This window comes from Brevibacillus schisleri (assembly GCF_055685845.1).
In genome coordinates this window covers 922,828-940,000 of record NZ_JBVNDM010000001.1, presented here as the reverse complement: position 1 = coordinate 940,000, position 17,173 = coordinate 922,828, and the positions used below count along the sequence as shown (strand labels likewise).

Genomic DNA, 17,173 nt, shown 5'->3' with positions numbered 1-17,173 from the left:
CTCATGATGGGAATCGATGGAGACAAACAGCACCAGTTTATGTTCTTAAATTTGGATGATCTTGTACCCGAGAATCATTTTTTACGTGTTGTTCGTAATAAGATTGATTTTTCTTTTATCTATGAGAAAGTGCAACACTTATACTCGCCTGTAGGTCGTCGCTCAGTTGATCCAGTTTTGTTAATGAAAATGATCCTTATCGGGTATCTTTATGGCATCCCTTCCGAAAGGAAGTTGGAACAAGAAATCCAAGTGAATTTGGCCTATCGATGGTTTTTAGGATTGGACTTAACTGACACTGTTCCCGATCATTCCACACTGAGCCAGAACCGCCGTCGTAGATTTAAAGAAAGTCATATTTTTCAGGAGATCTTCGATCACATCGTCTCGGAATGTATTCGAACTGGTTTAGTTACTGGGGAAATAATTGTTGTTGATTCTACTCACATCAAAGCGAATGCATCGATTAATAGGTCAGAAAAAGTTTTAGTGGAGAAAAAGCCTACTGAGTACCTTGAAGAGCTAGAAAAGGAAGCACGGAGAATTAAAAAAGACAGAGATAACGATCCCACTAGGAAAAAACGAGGAAGAAAACCTAAAACCTCTCCTCCTGAGAAGGAAGTAAAACAGAGCACAACAGACCCGGAGTCAGGTTTATTGAACCGTCCTAATAAACCCAAGGGATTTCACTATTTAGCGCATACCAGTGTGGACGTTAAGCATGGAATCATAACTGATATACACGTTACGGCTGCTAATGTGAATGACCACGAACCATTTATAAAGCGATTACAGATACAAAAAGAGAAATTTGGTTTACATATTGGCAAAGTAGGCGCAGATAAAGGGTATGATCGCTCTGGAGTACACCATGAATTAGAAAATTTAAAGATAACCGGTTATATCTCTCCGATAAAAGGTGTTATTGATCAGACCGAAAGGTCAGTACAATTTACATTTGATGAAATGAACGATGCCTATTATTGCTCGAATGGCAAGGCACTTCAATTTACTCATGTTAAGTGGCACAGTTGGAAACAAAGTTATAGCAAAATTTATGCTGCCCAAACAAAGGACTGTAAGTCCTGTGAGTTACGCCAACAATGTTTTGGACAAACCGCATCTCGCAAAACAATAGAAAGACCATTATTCCAAGAGGCTAAAGAACGCAACCAAGCAAGGAAGCAAAGCCAAGAGTACAGTGTTATCCAAAGGCAAAGAAGAATATGGTGCGAGGGTACCTTCGGTACAATGAAAAGGCAGCATAACTTAAAAGAAACATACAAAAGAGGCATTCGAAATGTATCCGAACACTGCCTCTTTTCTGCAATGGCAATTAACATTAAACGAATGATAAAAGCAAACTAATCACAGGTTACGAAACAAAACAATCCGACGACGTATAAGTGAAAAAACGGCAAAAGGGTTAGGGCATTGGGTCCCTAACCCTTTTTGTCAACAGCCCCTTTAGTCTGGCCTTTTTTCTGACTCATGCCCGACAGAGCATCGAATTCTCCCAAAATCGCCACGACAGGATTGCCATTGCCAAAGCTTCCGATGAAAGCCGTTTTGATCCCACCTACACCGCGCTCAACCTCGAAGCCCTCTCCCTCGAGTGTTTGAGCTAGCAATTCAGCAGATTGATACTCTTCAAAACGCGTCTCCGCGAAAGCCCAAATCTGGTCGCTCACCTTGATGAAGGCATCTCGTTTTTTCTCAATCATTTCTGCAATTCGCTTGGTATGCATTCGCAAACATCCTCTCTGGCCTCGTTGTCCACGCGGTTTTTCGCTCAGGTAGGAACGTTTTTACGTCAGCAATCGTCTGGCAATTCGGTTCAAAAGCGCTACGCTGCGTGGCAAAATCTCTTCTTGTATATCGAACTTCGGATGGTGGTGAGGCGCCGGGATATCCGTACCAATTGCCATGTACGTTCCTTTTCCGCCACGATCCTGAACGCGTTTAATCATAAAGCTGGCATCCTCACTGCCCATCGAGTTGTACTCGCCGTGCTTAAAGGAATGGAAGCCTTCTACTTGCTTGGCTTCTTCCAGGGCCAGCTCTGCCATCTCCACATCGTAGTTGATCGGGATTGCTCCTCCGACGACCTCGATCTTGTAGTCGAGCTCATGCATAGCAGCACTGTGTGCAATGATGTTGCGTACACGGTTTTCTACTTCTTCATTTACTTCTTCGGTAATGGAGCGAGTCTCCACAACCATCTTGGCATAGGCCGGAATGATGTTCGCTGCTGTCCCGCCTTCTAGCACACCCACATTGATTCTCGTATCACCAGTGCTAAACCGCGGAATCGCATGAATGTTCAACAGGGCGGTAGCCGCTCCGAGCAATGCATTTTTCCCTTGCTCTGGCCACGCACCAGCATGAGAAGAAACACCGTAGAAATGCGCCATCATTTTCGTGGTAGCCAAAAATCCATAGGAACCGCCCTGCACCTCACCTAGCGGCACATTGACGCCCAAATGATTGCAGAAAATATAGTCAACATCATCCAAATGACCTTTTTCCACGATCGCGTATGCACCGCGAACACCCTCTTCGGCTGGTTGGAAGATCAGTTTGAGCGTACCGGAAAAATCTCCTGCTGCAAGCGCTTCTGCCAATCCCAAGCCAATCGTTGTATGACCGTCGTGAGCGCAGGCATGCATGTTGCCTTCATAATGGGATCGGAAGCCATTCGCTTGTGGGAAATGGTCTTGCTCCTTACTTTCTAAAACAGGCAGTGCGTCCATGTCAAAACGGAAAGCAACCGTTGGTCCAGGTGCCTTCCCTTTCTTCACACCAATCACTGCGGTATAGCCACCGCGCATTTTTTCAACGATTCCCGGATTTGCACCATCACGCAAAGCTCTTTCATACGCTGCCTCGAGAACTGCCTCGGAGGGCAAGCCCCGCCGGGAATCTCCATCGATTGCTTCTTGTCCGTATATGACCTCATAGCCGAGGGACGTCAAAATCTCTACTACCTTGGAAGCGGTACGGAACTCCGTAAAACCCACCTCTGGATGTCTATGAAAATCTCTTCGCAACGAAACCAGATCCAACATCATTCAATTCCTCCTGTTAACTCTGTGGCGAGTTTTTTCCATGCCCAGGTCCGATAGGCAAGCTGTAGAAAATATGAGAAGACTGGCAAATATAAACCCTTACAATATACGAATATTAAAAGACATTTTCGCTTAGTTGAATTATATTGTTGGGTCGCTGTTTTTTCAATAGAAGTTGTTAGAGTTATTGAAAAATAGCGAACCTTCTAACCGACTGGTGTGGTGGGGAGGAAACAGGAGAAAACGCTCAGATTCTAGGGCCACCCCCTGCGGGACCCTCTGCCCGCCTCCATGCAAAAAGCGAAACCGCGTCCAAAGTAGTTCATTCAGGGTGTGTCTCAGAGGTGGACGCTAAGAGCGTGTTTCGCTTTTTGCATTGCGTCTCGGTCGGTGTCCCTAAGATCTTCGCTTATTTCTCCTGTTTCCTCTACGAGCTTTCCGTTCGTAAACGAGTTTTTAAAGATCTAAAAGAATGAAGAATGTCGTCTGTTACGACAGAGAAGAATATTTCCAGACGTAGCGACTTGTGAAGTCCTACCGAGCTCCGAAGGGATTCGCGGGCAAAAGAAACGCAACCGTGCCCATACGACGTAGCGGCTACCACTTTTGCGTTTCCCCGCGAATCCCTTCGGAGCGGGCAGTCTCACCCCCAGCAGGACGGAGCCTGGAGCTTAGACTGGAAATATTCTTCTCTGCACTACAGCCCCATGACATGAAAAAACACCCGAAACCTCTCGTCGGGTGCCCTCATTTCTTTAACTGATAAAGCTTCTTCGGTCGTCCACGCACAGCCTGCTGCTCTTCCCCGCTGAACTCGGCCAAATCCACCTCACACAAGCTACCCATGATGCGCTGGGCATTTCGTACCGTCATCGACAAATGCGAAGCGATATCCGTCGTTGAAAACAACTTCCAGCCCATACGTTGAACCAACGCACGCAGCTTGTGATACGATTTGACACTTACATTGGCCCGGTTCAGCTTTTCCAACAGCTCGCGATCACTGGAGCGGAACGAATAGGCGAGCTCCTCTGTTTCTCCCACGGATTCCATCATGACGCCCTTATCCTGTACGACGACAATGCCCGCCCCCGGTCGTTCTTTTGCATGCTGGATTGCTTTTCGCGCATTATTTTCCGCTGAAAAAGCAGTGTCCCCAAAGCCTACCCCTACTGCAACCGGAACCTCTGCCTCCAAAGAGAGCTGTTCCACCGTATGTCGCAGCATTTCAATCTCTCGTTGAATCGCACCACGCGAACTGAAAATCTGGTATCGTCCGTTGCCATTTGCCAGCAGAGAGCCGTCCAGCCGATCGCAGAGCGCAAGCAGAATTTGTCTGATCTTCAGCTCCAGATGCTGCAAGTAAAAGCGCGTGCTGGTCCGCTCGGGAATCTTGTCAAACTGCTCCAGCTCAATGATCTCTACCCCAATTTGTGTATCCTTAAAATAGGAGCTTTTCACCTTTTCGATGACGATTTTCATTGCCTGACGAATCTCCATTTTCGTCATGAGAACACGATAGACAGGAATGCCTTCCTCACGCAGCGCATGTTCAACGACAGAAAACGTGGTGAACGCTCCTTGTGTCTTGCCTTCACGCCAGAGCGTTACATGAAACTGCGTGATCGCATCGAGGTCAAAATGCTCGTCGTACGTAGTAACGTAAATCTCCTCGTCGGGTATGTCCAGCTCCGACATCGATTCTCGCAAATGCGTCCCTTCCGACTCGATCATGTCGATGGAGACACGGTTCACGGCTGTGTTTTGGTCAATCGACATCTGAATAAAGCAGCGATACAAATTCGAACCGTTCGGCGGGCAATACACGATATTAGCATCCGGGGTTAGCACCTTTTTTGCGATGGTAAACGGAACCGGCCCTGAGAAAAACCATCCGTTTAACTCTGGATGATGTTCCTGGACGATATTGCTCACTTCACGTACGTCTTCATAACGAAAGGGGACAAATTCGATTTCATGCTCAAATTCATTAGCGACCGCCAGTATCCGCTCCACCGAAGGAAATGGTCCTACAACACCGATTCTATACATAAGGGCGTTATCTCCTACCTCGTCATGATCGACACCTTTTCCTCATTCATATCATGTGCCGTTTTCTTTGTCTACTGGATGCAAAGCACGCTGCACTACGCTTGCTCCATGATTTGCCTAACCATTTGCTCGAGTGAAGCAGTAGGCTTGCCGATGATTCTCTCCAAATCCGTCGTCGTACTACTCGCATCAATTTTCATCAAGAAGCGATACAGCCAACTTTCTGCAACAAGGTCCTCCCGGTGCCTGATGGATTTGCCTGTCCGTGCCGTCAACACCTCAGCCAGCTCTACGAAATTCCAAGCTCGGGAAGCCGTAAGCTCGTAAGTCTGATTTTCGTGCCCTTCTGTGCTGATGACAGTGGCAGCAGCCAATGAAAGATCCTCGCGTGTCACTGTGTGAAAGCTCCACTTGCCAGGGTATGTAATGAGCTCTCCTGTTTCGATTGCCTGCTGAATACCAAATGCCGCAATCACATCACTGTAAAGTCCATTCCGCAGAAACGTATACGGTATCCCTGTCGTGCGAATGGCGTGTTCCGTTGCCAAATGGAGATGCGTGAGCGAGATATTTACCTTTTCCAAAAAGGCAAAGCTGGTATACACCAGGTGAGTGATATTTGCTTTTTTCGCCGCTTCTATGACATGACTATGCTGTCGTACACGAACGGTATCATCCGTGTACGGGCTGGAAATAAACAAAAGCTTCGTGCCGCCCGCAAAAGAACGTTCCAGAGACAGAGGGTCATCATAATCCGCTTGTCTTACCTCGATACCCAACTCTCTTAACCGTGTCGCTTTGTCCATTCCGCGCACACAGGCAATGAGGCGTTCTTTTTCCACCCTTTTCAAAAGCTGTTCGATAATCAAGCTCCCTAGTTTGCCTGTTGCTCCTGTAATGAGAATGGACATGCTTTTGCCCCCTTTTCCCCTGCAGCTCAAAGTCATCTCACACTTTGCCTTATTTTCTCTAATAAAAATATCAGTTGGTGCAGCTCTTGCTCCTCCAGTCCTTTTAGCCCCTCTGCAATCACCTGACGATTCCCGGGAAGGTGCATGAAAAGAAGCTGTTTTCCTGCTTCGGTCAGTGAGATTACGGATTTTCTGCCGTCTTTAGGATGGGGAGCCCGGTGTATCAGACCGTCTGTTTCCAGTGGTGCAAGCAAAATACTAATGTTGGCCTTCGTCACTCCAATACACTCTGCCAAACGTGAAGGCAGGATACTGTCACCATGCTTCGCGATCTCTACCAATAATCGAATTCTTGCACCGTTCATTCCTTTGGCATGCCAATACTTTTCTGAAAGCCCCACCAAATGTGCGGTGGCGTCTACCAAGGAAAAGAATGCTTTTGTCCGTAAAGAGGGCTGGTTTACATACGTTTCGAGATCATCTGCCATGCTCTTTCTCCCTCATTTAGTTAAACACTTAACTATCTAAAATGTAATCCATCTGTATTTTTTTGTCAATGGGCAAAGCATTTTCATTACGCGAGTTCTATTTTTCGTAGAGAAACTGAATGAAAAAGAACTGATGGTTATATACACCTTATCCATCAGTTCTTTCTCTCATGTTTTATACGACTTCTAGCGATTCAAGTTTTTAATGTACATGCCAGCAGCCACTTCTCGCTCGTAAACCCATCCTGGCGGAACAGGTGAATATTTGCTTACTAATAATACGGTTCCATAAGGAGCTCCAACGACATTCATGATCGTCTTGCTATCATAATTTTCTCGCGATACAACCCATCCAGTTGGAATGGGGGAGAACTTGGTCACATTGAACTCCGTACGATAAGATGCTCCTATTACATATTTGATCACTCGACCATCTACTTCATCTCTTAAAACTACCCATCCCGCTGGAACGGGAGAATATTTGCTAACCCGTAATTCCGCACCATAGGGAGCACCTGCTGTATTTTTAATGAGCTTGGAACCGAGATCTTCACGAATGACCACCCAACCTGCCGGGACAGCAGCAGATTTTCGAATCCATTCCTCCTGTGAGCTCCATCTAGCAGAAACGGATGAATGTTCTCTCTGCGCATCAACACTAGATGATGTGTTTGCGGCTTGAATCGGAGACGTTAACACTGCGGAAAATACGGCTACACTCAATGCTGAAAAAACCATTTTCTTGAACAAAGTGATTCCCACCTCTCCTGTCATTAAAATCCACCAGAATATACCATAATTTTAAAAACGAGTAAATTTTTTAGAAAAATCTATCAATTCCTCTTGTTATTCCCATTCTATCAATGACATAAATAAATATTTTTTATCGAGAAACTAAAAAAATTCCTTTGCTATTGAAAACGCTAGCAAATATTCTGAATATACGTTTTCTATCATTTTTAGGGGGGTATTTATGAAAAAGGGACTGGCAATTGCAACCTGTCTTACCTTGCTTTTCGGGGTACTAGCGGGGTGCTCGAACTCTTCCGCACCTGCTGAACTCACTGGCTCCACTACACCTGCAGAAGCGACAAAAACAGAGCCGATGGTGTTAAAATGGAGCATTAACAGCGAGCCTCCTTCGATGGACCCTGGGATCGCCGTCGACGCGGATTCGTTTGACATGATTTATGCTGCCTTTGAGGGCTTGACCAGCTATGATCTGAATGGGCAACTCGTCAATGCAACGGCTGAGAGCTTTACCAACTCGTCGGATTACATGAACTACACCTTCAAAATTCGCAAGGACGCCAAATGGAGCAACGGAGACCCCGTCACCGCCCATGACTTCGTCTATGCAATTAAACGCAACCTCGATCCAAAAACAGCGTCTGAGTACGCCTATCAGCTTTATTACATTAAAGGAGGAGAGGAGTACAATACGGGGAAAGGCAAAGCTGAGGATGTAGGTGTCAAAGCTGTAGACGACTATACCGTCGAATTCAACTTGAAGTCACCCACTCCGTTTTTCCGTGAGCTAACCTTCTTCCCGACCCTCTTCCCGTTGCATCAAAAAACGTTGGAAGGAAACCCGAAATGGGCGAATGAAGCGAAAACCATCGTGGGAAATGGCCCATTCATCATGGACAAGTGGGAGCATAAAAGCAGAATCGTCTTTACGAAAAACCCGAACTACTGGGATAAAGACAACGTCAAGCTCGACCGAATCGAAATTGCTATGATCGAGGACAACAATACAGCGTTCTCCATGTTTGAAAATGGCGACATCGACTGGGGCGGCTATCCTGCCTCAACACTTCCGACCGACGCAATCCCTACACTCAAAGATGCAGGCAAGCTGATGGTCGCGGATAATCCGGGCACACAATCCGTTGTTTTTAATACAAACAAACCACCGTTCAACAATAAAAAAATTCGCCAAGCGTTCGCTTATGCCATCAACCGTCAGGAAATCATCGACAATATTTTGCAGACGGGTGTTCCAGCCGCCTATGGTTGGGTACCGACTTCCATGGGATTAAAACCAGACGGCTATTTTAAAGAAGACCAGGCGAAAGCCAAAGCATTACTGGATGAAGGTATGAAGGAGCTCGGACTCTCGACCTTCCCGACAGTTACCTACACCTTTGACACGAATGATACCAACAAAAAGCTGGCAGAAGCCCTGCAAGATCAGTGGAAAAAAGTACTCGGTGTTGACGTGAAGCTGTACACAGCGGAGCTGAAGGTGTACCGCGACATGAGATCGCAAGCGAACTTTGACATGATCCGTTTCCAATGGGGCGCAGACTTCAACGACCCGATCAACTTCCTGGAGATGTTCCGCGATAAAACGGGCGGAAACAACCACCCGGATTGGGAAAATGCCAAGTTTAAAGAGCTGATCGACAAGAGCTACAATGAGCCTGATCTGGACGCGCGGAAAAAAATCCTGCTAGAAGCGGAAACGATTCTTATGGAGGAAATGCCGTTGGCTCCAATCAACTTCCGTGGAAGCCCTTATGTGAAAAACGATAAGGTGAAGGATTTCATCATCTTCCCGCTTGGTGGTGCGTACTTCAAGTACACCTCTGTTAATCCGTAGGGGAATGAAAAATCTTTGGTTTGTGCGAACATAGTGGTGGGGAAGAGAAAAACGGGCTTCCTCCGTTCGTGGCACGCCAACGAGGAAGCGGAGATGTTCGTCTCCACTCTAAAAAGCGGTACGTCGACCAAAAGCCACCCCGTGGGCGGAAGCTTCTCAGGGAAGAGGTTGGTCGACAAGCGTGTACCGCTTTTTTCTGTTTCGATTGGGTAGGCGCGCCAAGGCCTCCGGTCGCTCCGTTTTTCTCTTCCTCTACGCAGCTTGTTGTATTTACGACGGCCTTCATAAGAAACACATCAAATAGAAAAACAGGCTGTACCTGTCTGGATAGACGGTACAGCCTGTTTTATTACATTTACACAGTCAGCGTTTTTTGGTCGTTTCCGTGGTAAGCATTGGTATCCAGCTCTTTTGTTACTCTGCTCGTCAAGAGTCCAGAGGTCATGCTTCCGCTTACGTTTAGTGCAGTGCGGCCCATGTCAATCAGCGGCTCGACGGAGATGAGCAGACCGACAATGGCGATTGGCAAATTCATCGTGGACAAGACGAGCAGTGCTGCAAAGGTCGCCCCTCCCCCTACGCCTGCAACCCCGAAGGAGCTGAGTGCCACCACTGCGATCAGTGTCAGGATGAACGATGGTGTCAACGGATCAATTCCTGCGACGGGTGCTACCATGACAGCCAGCATGGCTGGATACGTACCTGCGCAGCCGTTTTGTCCGATGGAGAGTCCAAAGGAGCCTGCGAAGTTGGCAATTCCTTCAGAAACTCCCATGCTTTGTTGCGTTTTTACATTCAGCGGTAACGCGCCCGCGCTCGTCCGTGAAGTGAAGGCGAACGTCAGGACAGGGAATGCTTTTTTCACATAGGTGATTGGATTCAATCCTGCAAACGTCAATAGCAACAAATGAACGATAAACATAATGATCAGCGCCACGTACGATGCGACAACGAACTTGCCCAGCTGCCAGATGGCATTGTAATCGCTGGTAGCTGCAACTCTGATCATGATTGCCAGTACACCATATGGCGTCAGGCGCAAGATCAATGTCACGATACGCATAGTGATGGTATGGAATGCGTCCACGATTTTCGCAAACAATTCAGCTTGCTCCGGATTTTTGCGTTTTACCCCTAAATACGCAACACCGATAATCGCAGAGAAAATCACGACGGCAATCGTAGAAGTGGCCCGATCACCAGTCAGATCGAGGAACGGATTCGCTGGAAGCAGCTCCAGGATTTTCGCTGGCATGCTCAAGTTCTCGATATCACCCAAGCGCTGCTCTACCTGTTCGATCCGAGCGGATTCCGCATCCCCCTGCTGGAATTGTGCGCCATCGAGATTAAATGCCAAGGTAGTCGAAATCCCGATTGCTGCCGCGACAGCAGTCGTCCCTACCAAAAGTCCGATAATTAGCGTACTGATTTTTCCAATGTTATTAGTTAGTTTCATTTTGGTGAAAGCCGATAAAATAGAGATGAATACCAGTGGCATTACGATCATTTGAAGCAGCTTCACATAGCCTTTCCCTACAATGTTGTACCATTCGATGGTGGATTTGAGTACGTCCGATTTGGCTCCGTATATGTATTGCAAAATGAGTCCAAATAAAATTCCGAGTCCGAGACCGACAAATACCCGCTTGGAAAAAGAAATATGCTTCTTTTGCATGGCGTACAATCCAGCAACGAATAAGAGCAACAAAACAATGTTTACGATGATCAATAACGTCGACATATATTCCCCTCCCTTTCGTTCTATGTACCTCTCATTATTGTATTCGGTATAGATATAGTTATATTACCAACAATCCCTACTGGTCAAGTATGAATTGTTTTTGTATTATTCCAAACTGTCTTGCAGAGGTAGATAATGTCAAGCTGTAGTGGTGGGGAGGAAACAGGAGAAAACGCTCGGATTCTAGGGCCACCCGCTGGGGGATTGATTGCACGACTCCATGCAAAAAGCGAAACCGCGTCCAAAGTGGTCTCTTCCTCGAAGTTATTTCAGAGGTGGACGCTTAAGAGCGTGTTTCGCTTTTTGCATTGCGTCTCGGTCGGCGTCCCTAAGATCTTCGCTTATTTCTCCTGTTTCCTCTGCGAGCTATCCGTTCTAAACAAGTTTTTAATGCCTTAAAAGATTGAAGAATGCACTCTCGTTACGACAGAGAAGAATATTTCCAGACGTAGCGAATTGTGAAGTCCTACCGAGCGGAGAAGGGATTCGCGGGCAACAGAAACGCAACCGTGCCCATACGACGTAGTGGCTACCACTTTTGCGTTTCCCCGCGAATCCATTCGGAGCGGGCAGTCCCAGCCCCCAGCGGGACGGAGCACTGAAGCCTAGACTGGAAATATTCTTCTCTCCACTACAGCCACATATCAAGTGACCAAATCGAGTAGGAGGGAGTGACTAACTCCCGTCCTCTCACACCACCGTACGTACCGTCCGGTATACGGCGGTTCATCAAGCTTGACGAAGAACAGAATATCGTTGTACTAAACTTTTCAGCCCTTGTTGTTGCCAGTATGCAACTCCGAGGGCTTTGTGTATTTGAGGAGTCTTTGTGGAACGCCACGCACCCTTTCGGGTGTTTGCAATTTCTATTGCTTGGACGTGTGATAAACCCAGAGAACGAAGTTCTCGATATCGGGTTTTTATTCGCTTCCACTGAGACCACAAGCAAAGTCGGAGTCTACGCCGTATCCATTCTTCGATGGATTGTAGAATTTTCTTTGCATCTGCAAGGGCGAAATATCCAACCCATCCCATGAGATACTGGTTTAGCTTCCGAATCCTTTCATCCATAGAGATGCTCCATACCGGATTTGTGATGAAGCGGATTTTCTCTTTCAACTTCAGAAGTGATTTTGGATGAAGCCGAATCCTTGCTTGCTTTGCGTTAGTGAAACTGAAACCGAGGAACTTACGTTTCCAAGGTCGATCCACTGCACTTTTCTGCTCATTTACTTTTAGCTTAAGTACCTTCTCCAAGTAGTTTTGGATACTCTCTTTTACCCGTTCTCCCGCCCGCTTTGTTTTCACGTAGATGTTGCTATCGTCTGCGTATCTACAAAAGCGATGTCCTCTCTTTTCCAGCTCTTTATCCAAGTCGTCAAGCAGGATGTTCGCCAATAACGGACTAAGCGGGCCACCTTGTGGTGTGCCTTCTACTGCCGAGAGGCAGACTCCATTGATCATGATGCCTGCTTGTAAGTATGCGCGAATAAGTTTCAACAAAGCTTTGTCTTTTACTTTTCGGGCAACCCGACTCATTAAAATATCGTGATTTACCCGGTCGAAGAATTTCTCTAAGTCCATATCTACGACAAAGCGATATCCTTCGGAAATATAAGATTGTGCTTGTCTCATAGCGTCATGCGCACTGCGATTCGGTCGGAATCCGAAACTGGATTCTGAAAAGTGGGGATCGAATATGGGAGTAAGAACTTGGAGAATGGCTTGTTGGATTAAGCGATCTATCACGGTAGGAATACCTAATAACCTTACCCCTCCGTCAGTTTTCGGGATTTCGACTCTGCGGACAGGGGAAGGTTTATAGGTTCCTTTCATAATCTGTTCTTTAATGGTTAACCAGTGTTCACGGATATAATCGCGCAGTTGTTCGGTTGAAACACTGTCGATTCCCGCCGATCCTTTGTTTCTTTCCACTCTTTCGAGCGCCACTAATAGATTTTCCCGTGATAGGACTTTCTCCAACAACTCCATGACGATACCCTTTCCTTCGCACGCATCCTTCTAGTCTTGTCGGTCAATACTCAGCCCTCTCTTGTACCCTCAGGGCTTCACCCTTATTCTCCAAGAGTAGTTCCTTACGGAATTCTGCTTCACAGTTTGATCACGAAAGTGATTAGCGGATGTGTTGACTTAATGTTCAGCCCTTCCCCGTTCAAGCGTCCTATACTTGGGTACTATGGCTTCTGCTGACTTCTGCATGTTCAGCGACTCCTTACGGAGACGGTTACCAACATTTGAAGGCACTTCATGCAGACCTCCCCAGGTAAGAACGATAACTTTCATCCCATGTACCTGCCCAAGTTTACTGCTGTATTCCTTGGCTGTATAGGGCTTCGTCTTGTTCAGCAGACTCGCCCGAATACAACAGCCTCAAATTGGATTCGTGTACCTCAGGTCGGGACTTTGCCGCCGGCTTCCTCCAGATTCCACCTCACGGTAGACACCCTTGCCTTGAGCTAACGGTTGGTACAGCCAACCCCCGTTCGGGACTTACACCCTAGAGTTATCGCCCATGCTGGGCGCACTGAAAAAACAGGAACCGCCCATTTGGACGATCCCTGGTTCATTAGTAATACGAAATCGTTTCGCTTATTTTAATTGCTTCACCACCAAACACCACAACCAAGTGATGACGACCGCACCAATGGCTCCGGCAATGACGTTGAAGCCTGCCCACATCCACAGCCAATCACCCAGTACCAAATCGCCCAGCCAGCTACCCAAAAGAGCAGCAATGAGCGAAGCCCACCAGCCTGATCCGTTCGCTTTTCCTTTACAGATCAAGCTCATTGCCCACCAAACGACCACACCGACGACAGCCCATACGAACCAGAACATTCGTACACACTCCCTCTCTTATGATGGTGACGCTTACATTAGGGCCAAAATAATGACTAGTTATCTGTTACCATCATATTGAACAAAAGAGAAAGTGTGCATAGGCATTTAATTGGTATACAGTTCTGCTCGTCGGTTAGCAACACTTGGCAATTTGCCCCGTACTCGTTCAATCCGACTTACATCCAGTTCTGTGACCAATAACTTTTCTTCTTCCCCTGCACTTGCCATCACGACTCCCATCGGATCGACGAACATGCTGCGTCCAGCAAAAATATTTCCGACCTGATCAGCCGCACATACGAACATTGTGTTTTCAATGGCACGTGCACGAACCAGCGTCTCCCAGTGATCCTCTTTCATTGCTCCCGCTACCCAGCCTGCTGGCACAAACAAAATATCGGCACCCTGTAGCGCAAACTGTCTCGCGATTTCCGGGAAGCGCACTTCGTAGCATACCATCAGCCCGATTTTGCCAAATTCCGTTTCCACCACTTGATACGGATTATCCCCAGGCGCGATGAAATCCGATTCTGTGTAGGAAAAGGCATCGTACAAATGTGTCTTGCGGTACGCATGCAGCAGCTGTCCTTCACGACCTAGAAAAACGGTCGTATTGTAGGCGCGATTCTCATCACCCTCGATGGATTCGAACACACCACAAACCACATAAACTCCGTGCTCCGAAGCGAGCTCTGCCAAGCCGGAAACGAATGGACCATCCAGCTTTTCCGCTACCTCTGCTGGGGTTACTCCCGACTTTGGCGTGGCAGGTGCGCTGTACATTTCAGGCAAGATTACAAAATCTGCCCCTGCTGCTTTTGCTTTTGCAATGTAATCGGCTGCTTTTTGCAAATTTTGCGTCTTATCCATCGTCGCTGTCAGTTGTGCAATGGCTACTTTCATCAATATCCCCGTCCTTCCTATTCATACAAAGCTCTCGTTTTCTTACTTGCTAGTATAACTGATTTTGACCGAGTTCCAAGTAAATATGCTTTACCAGCTGGACGTCTTGTATATAATGGACTTGTCATCTTGCGTATAAATTTTCACCCTATTGAAAGTAGGTGAGACCATGTCCATCCGTATCAAGCTGCTCCTCTCTTACACAGGGATGCTAGTCATCAGCTTGCTGACGTTTTTTGTAGCCGCCAGCCTATTTACGATAGCGGCGACAGGTGATTTCAACAGCTTTCGCGATTTTTATAAAGTGCATTATCAGCTCAATCCGCTGACAGAACAAGAGGAGAATATTTTCCTTGAATTGAAATATCTCGCCAAGAATGAGCCGGATCAACTACAAAACCAGGAGCTGCTTGCCGATTACGATTTTAAGCTCAAAACGGTACGAGCCGGCCTGTATGTCCGCAGAGAGAGCAATCAAGTCTTTACCTCCCCAACCATCAATCAGCCCGAGCTGGAAAACAGCTTGCCGCCCTATGACTTGAACAACAACCAGATTCGCAACACGTTCAACATCGGCGAAAGATTTTATGCGTATGCCAAGTTTGACTTCAAGTTTTCGGATGGCGCAAAAGGCAGTGTTTTTGTAATCCGCGAACGCAGTCCATTTGGTGAGGTGATCCGAAAACTGCTGCCGATGCTCGTGTTCCTCCTCCTCGGCGTCCTTGTCATCGCAAACGTCTTACTGTACCGCTGGATTACCCGCAGTGTCGTCAAGCCGCTCGATTTACTTCGCCATTCAGCTGAGAACATCAAGGAAGGCAATCTGGACTTTGAGCTCCATCTGTACACGAAGGACGAGATTGGACAACTGAACGAGGCGTTCGAAAACATGCGCAAACGATTGCAGGAATCAGTACGACTGCGCCTTGCGGACGAAGAAAGCCGGAAAGAGTTGATTTCCAACATCTCACATGATTTACGTACACCGATTACCAATATCAAGGGCTACATCGAGGGAATCCGCGATGGCGTAGCTGATACCCCGGAGAAAATGGACAAGTATGTCAACATTATTTACTCCAAGGCAGTAGACCTCGACTTGCTCGTTGATGAGCTGTTTCTTTACTCCAAGCTCGATCTGAAGCAAGTGCCCTTTACGTTTGAACATGTAGATATCGTCCAGTTTTTGGATGATTGCATCGACGAGCTACACTACGATCTGGAAAAGAAGGGCATTACGATTCAGTGGAAGCAACGCACAGCAGAAGGCACCCTGGTCATCGCCGATCTGGAAAAAATCAAGCGCACCGTCTTAAACATCATTGGAAATTCGCAAAAATACATGGATAAACCTGAAAAAGTCATCTGTGTCTCCGTTCAAGCAGACGCTCATTGGGCTACCATTGAAATAAAAGACACCGGCATCGGCATCCCGCAAGAAGCCATTCCTCACCTGTTCGAACGCTTTTATCGGGTGGAGCAATCCCGTAATTCTTCTACGGGCGGTAGCGGTCTGGGACTGTCCATCGCGCGCCAGATCGTCGAGGGTCACGGCGGAAAAATTTGGGTGGAGAGCAAGCAAGGCGTAGGTACCAGCGTGTTCTTTACGCTAAAACGTACCCATAAACAATAGGAGGTGCACATTCCCATGTCTTCACGTATCCTCATCATTGAAGATGAGACGACTATCGCTCAACTGGAGCGGGATTATTTTGAACTGAACGGCTTTCAGGTCGATTTATGCCACTCTGGCAGCGAAGGCTTACCTCTCGCCATCAATGGCGACTACAGTTTGATCATCGTTGATTTGCAGCTTCCGGGTATGGACGGCTTCGAATTGTGCAGCCAGATCAGACAGGTCAAGGAAGTGCCGATCCTGATCGTCTCCGCCAAAAAAGAAGAGATCGATAAAATTCGCGCCTTTAATCTCGGTGCCGATGACTATATTACAAAGCCGTTTAGCCCCAGCGAATTGGTTGCCAGAGCCAAAGCCCATCTGACAAGATACGAGCGTTTGACAGCCCGACAAACTGAGCCATCGAACGCAGAGATTCACATTCGCGGTCTCGTCATCGACAAAGTCTCCCGAAGAGTCTACGTACGCAATCAGGAAGTTATTTTCACGACAAGAGAATTCAATCTGCTTGAATTTCTAGCGACTCACCCAAATCGGGTTTTTAACAAAAACGAGCTGTTCGAACGAATCTGGGGCATGGACTCCAGTGGAGATATCGCGACCGTTACGGTACATATTCGCAAGCTGCGGGAAAAGATCGAAGTCGATCCTTCCAATCCGCAGTATATCGAGACGGTCTGGGGTGCCGGTTACCGATTTACTGTCTAAAAGTGAATACCATGATCATCACAAAAACCTTCAGCGAAAACGAGGACGGATTTTCCGCTCTACGTCAAAGCTTGAGGTTTTTTCACGTGTAAGAACGTACGATAAAAGTCATTTTATCTTTTTTTAAGAACTTTTTTAGATTCTATTAATCTCTTGTTTCTTGGCAGTTTAGGTCTCTCGACTATCCTACAAGTAATCA

General features: G+C 47.0%; 13 protein-coding genes and 1 pseudogene. 4 read left to right on the top strand and 10 right to left on the bottom strand.

What is annotated here, in order from left to right; translation table 11 throughout:
* The first annotated feature begins 3 nt into the window (after positions 1–3).
* Positions 4–1,368, top strand: coding sequence for an IS1182 family transposase (locus tag ACUUHJ_RS04715; protein WP_472298067.1), 1,365 nt, complete (start codon positions 4–6; stop codon positions 1,366–1,368).
* A gap of 101 nt (positions 1,369–1,469) precedes the next feature.
* On the opposite strand, the pseudogene ACUUHJ_RS04710 reads toward ACUUHJ_RS04715, so the two are convergent.
* The 6 genes and pseudogenes from ACUUHJ_RS04710 to ACUUHJ_RS04685 form a co-directional block, all read right to left on the bottom strand.
* Positions 1,470–1,748: pseudogene (locus tag ACUUHJ_RS04710) on the bottom strand (amidohydrolase); the annotation flags it as partial.
* Between the two features lie 60 nt (positions 1,749–1,808).
* Positions 1,809–3,068: an amidohydrolase gene (locus ACUUHJ_RS04705; RefSeq protein WP_472301143.1), complete on the bottom strand. Its 1,260-nt coding sequence runs from the start codon at positions 3,066–3,068 to the stop codon at positions 1,809–1,811.
* Between the two features lie 747 nt (positions 3,069–3,815).
* Complete coding sequence (locus ACUUHJ_RS04700) at positions 3,816–5,120, bottom strand: hypothetical protein (protein WP_472298368.1); 1,305 nt, start codon at positions 5,118–5,120, stop codon at positions 3,816–3,818.
* Between the two features lie 95 nt (positions 5,121–5,215).
* On the bottom strand, positions 5,216–6,031 hold the full coding sequence (locus ACUUHJ_RS04695) for an SDR family oxidoreductase (RefSeq protein ID WP_472298367.1): 816 nt from the start codon (positions 6,029–6,031) through the stop codon (positions 5,216–5,218).
* Between the two features lie 32 nt (positions 6,032–6,063).
* Positions 6,064–6,519, bottom strand: a complete 456-nt coding sequence (locus ACUUHJ_RS04690) for a MarR family winged helix-turn-helix transcriptional regulator (protein ID WP_289676206.1) — start codon at positions 6,517–6,519, stop codon at positions 6,064–6,066.
* Positions 6,520–6,705: 186 nt separating this feature from the next.
* Positions 6,706–7,293 (bottom strand): hypothetical protein, encoded by a 588-nt coding sequence (locus tag ACUUHJ_RS04685; protein ID WP_012684557.1) that lies wholly within the window; start codon positions 7,291–7,293, stop codon positions 6,706–6,708.
* A gap of 199 nt (positions 7,294–7,492) precedes the next feature.
* Between ACUUHJ_RS04685 and ACUUHJ_RS04680 the strand changes: the two genes are divergently transcribed.
* Complete coding sequence (locus ACUUHJ_RS04680) at positions 7,493–9,124, top strand: peptide ABC transporter substrate-binding protein (protein ID WP_472298366.1); 1,632 nt, start codon at positions 7,493–7,495, stop codon at positions 9,122–9,124.
* 355 nt (positions 9,125–9,479) lie between these two features.
* Here the strand turns inward: ACUUHJ_RS04680 and ACUUHJ_RS04675 are convergent, their stop codons facing one another.
* The 4 genes from ACUUHJ_RS04675 to ACUUHJ_RS04660 form a co-directional block, all read right to left on the bottom strand.
* A complete protein-coding gene (locus ACUUHJ_RS04675; RefSeq protein WP_289676204.1) occupies positions 9,480–10,865 on the bottom strand; it encodes an L-cystine transporter in 1,386 nt (461 codons plus the stop codon).
* A gap of 729 nt (positions 10,866–11,594) precedes the next feature.
* Positions 11,595–12,857, bottom strand: coding sequence for a group II intron reverse transcriptase/maturase (gene ltrA / locus ACUUHJ_RS04670; protein WP_106834678.1), 1,263 nt, complete (start codon positions 12,855–12,857; stop codon positions 11,595–11,597).
* Between the two features lie 618 nt (positions 12,858–13,475).
* Positions 13,476–13,724, bottom strand: coding sequence for a hypothetical protein (locus ACUUHJ_RS04665; protein ID WP_289676203.1), 249 nt, complete (start codon positions 13,722–13,724; stop codon positions 13,476–13,478).
* Positions 13,725–13,832: 108 nt separating this feature from the next.
* Entirely contained in the window at positions 13,833–14,630 is a 798-nt protein-coding gene (locus ACUUHJ_RS04660) for a carbon-nitrogen hydrolase family protein (RefSeq protein WP_472298365.1), read from the bottom strand.
* Positions 14,631–14,799: 169 nt separating this feature from the next.
* Between ACUUHJ_RS04660 and ACUUHJ_RS04655 the strand changes: the two genes are divergently transcribed.
* Together ACUUHJ_RS04655 and ACUUHJ_RS04650 are read left to right on the top strand one after the other, a co-directional pair.
* Entirely contained in the window at positions 14,800–16,263 is a 1,464-nt protein-coding gene (locus tag ACUUHJ_RS04655) for a sensor histidine kinase (protein WP_289676202.1), read from the top strand.
* A 15-nt stretch (positions 16,264–16,278) separates the two neighbouring features.
* Positions 16,279–16,974, top strand: coding sequence for a response regulator transcription factor (locus ACUUHJ_RS04650; protein ID WP_289676201.1), 696 nt, complete (start codon positions 16,279–16,281; stop codon positions 16,972–16,974).
* The last annotated feature ends 199 nt before the right edge of the window (positions 16,975–17,173 follow it).

What these genes read in the sequence shown, in the direction of transcription:
- ACUUHJ_RS04690 (WP_289676206.1), bottom strand. Translation starts at nt 6,519, where the DNA reads ATGGCAGATGATCTCGAAACGTATGTAAACCAGCCCTCTTTACGGACA.
- ACUUHJ_RS04665 (WP_289676203.1), bottom strand. Translation starts at nt 13,724, where the DNA reads ATGTTCTGGTTCGTATGGGCTGTCGTCGGTGTGGTCGTTTGGTGGGCA.
- ACUUHJ_RS04705 (WP_472301143.1), bottom strand. Translation starts at nt 3,068, where the DNA reads ATGTTGGATCTGGTTTCGTTGCGAAGAGATTTTCATAGACATCCAGAG.
- ACUUHJ_RS04695 (WP_472298367.1), bottom strand. Translation starts at nt 6,031, where the DNA reads ATGTCCATTCTCATTACAGGAGCAACAGGCAAACTAGGGAGCTTGATT.
- ACUUHJ_RS04655 (WP_289676202.1), top strand. Translation starts at nt 14,800, where the DNA reads ATGTCCATCCGTATCAAGCTGCTCCTCTCTTACACAGGGATGCTAGTC.
- ACUUHJ_RS04700 (WP_472298368.1), bottom strand. Translation starts at nt 5,120, where the DNA reads ATGTATAGAATCGGTGTTGTAGGACCATTTCCTTCGGTGGAGCGGATA.
- ACUUHJ_RS04685 (WP_012684557.1), bottom strand. Translation starts at nt 7,293, where the DNA reads ATGACAGGAGAGGTGGGAATCACTTTGTTCAAGAAAATGGTTTTTTCA.
- ACUUHJ_RS04715 (WP_472298067.1), top strand. Translation starts at nt 4, where the DNA reads ATGATGGGAATCGATGGAGACAAACAGCACCAGTTTATGTTCTTAAAT.
- ACUUHJ_RS04680 (WP_472298366.1), top strand. Translation starts at nt 7,493, where the DNA reads ATGAAAAAGGGACTGGCAATTGCAACCTGTCTTACCTTGCTTTTCGGG.
- ACUUHJ_RS04660 (WP_472298365.1), bottom strand. Translation starts at nt 14,630, where the DNA reads ATGAAAGTAGCCATTGCACAACTGACAGCGACGATGGATAAGACGCAA.
- ltrA (WP_106834678.1), bottom strand. Translation starts at nt 12,857, where the DNA reads ATGGAGTTGTTGGAGAAAGTCCTATCACGGGAAAATCTATTAGTGGCG.
- ACUUHJ_RS04675 (WP_289676204.1), bottom strand. Translation starts at nt 10,865, where the DNA reads ATGTCGACGTTATTGATCATCGTAAACATTGTTTTGTTGCTCTTATTC.
- ACUUHJ_RS04650 (WP_289676201.1), top strand. Translation starts at nt 16,279, where the DNA reads ATGTCTTCACGTATCCTCATCATTGAAGATGAGACGACTATCGCTCAA.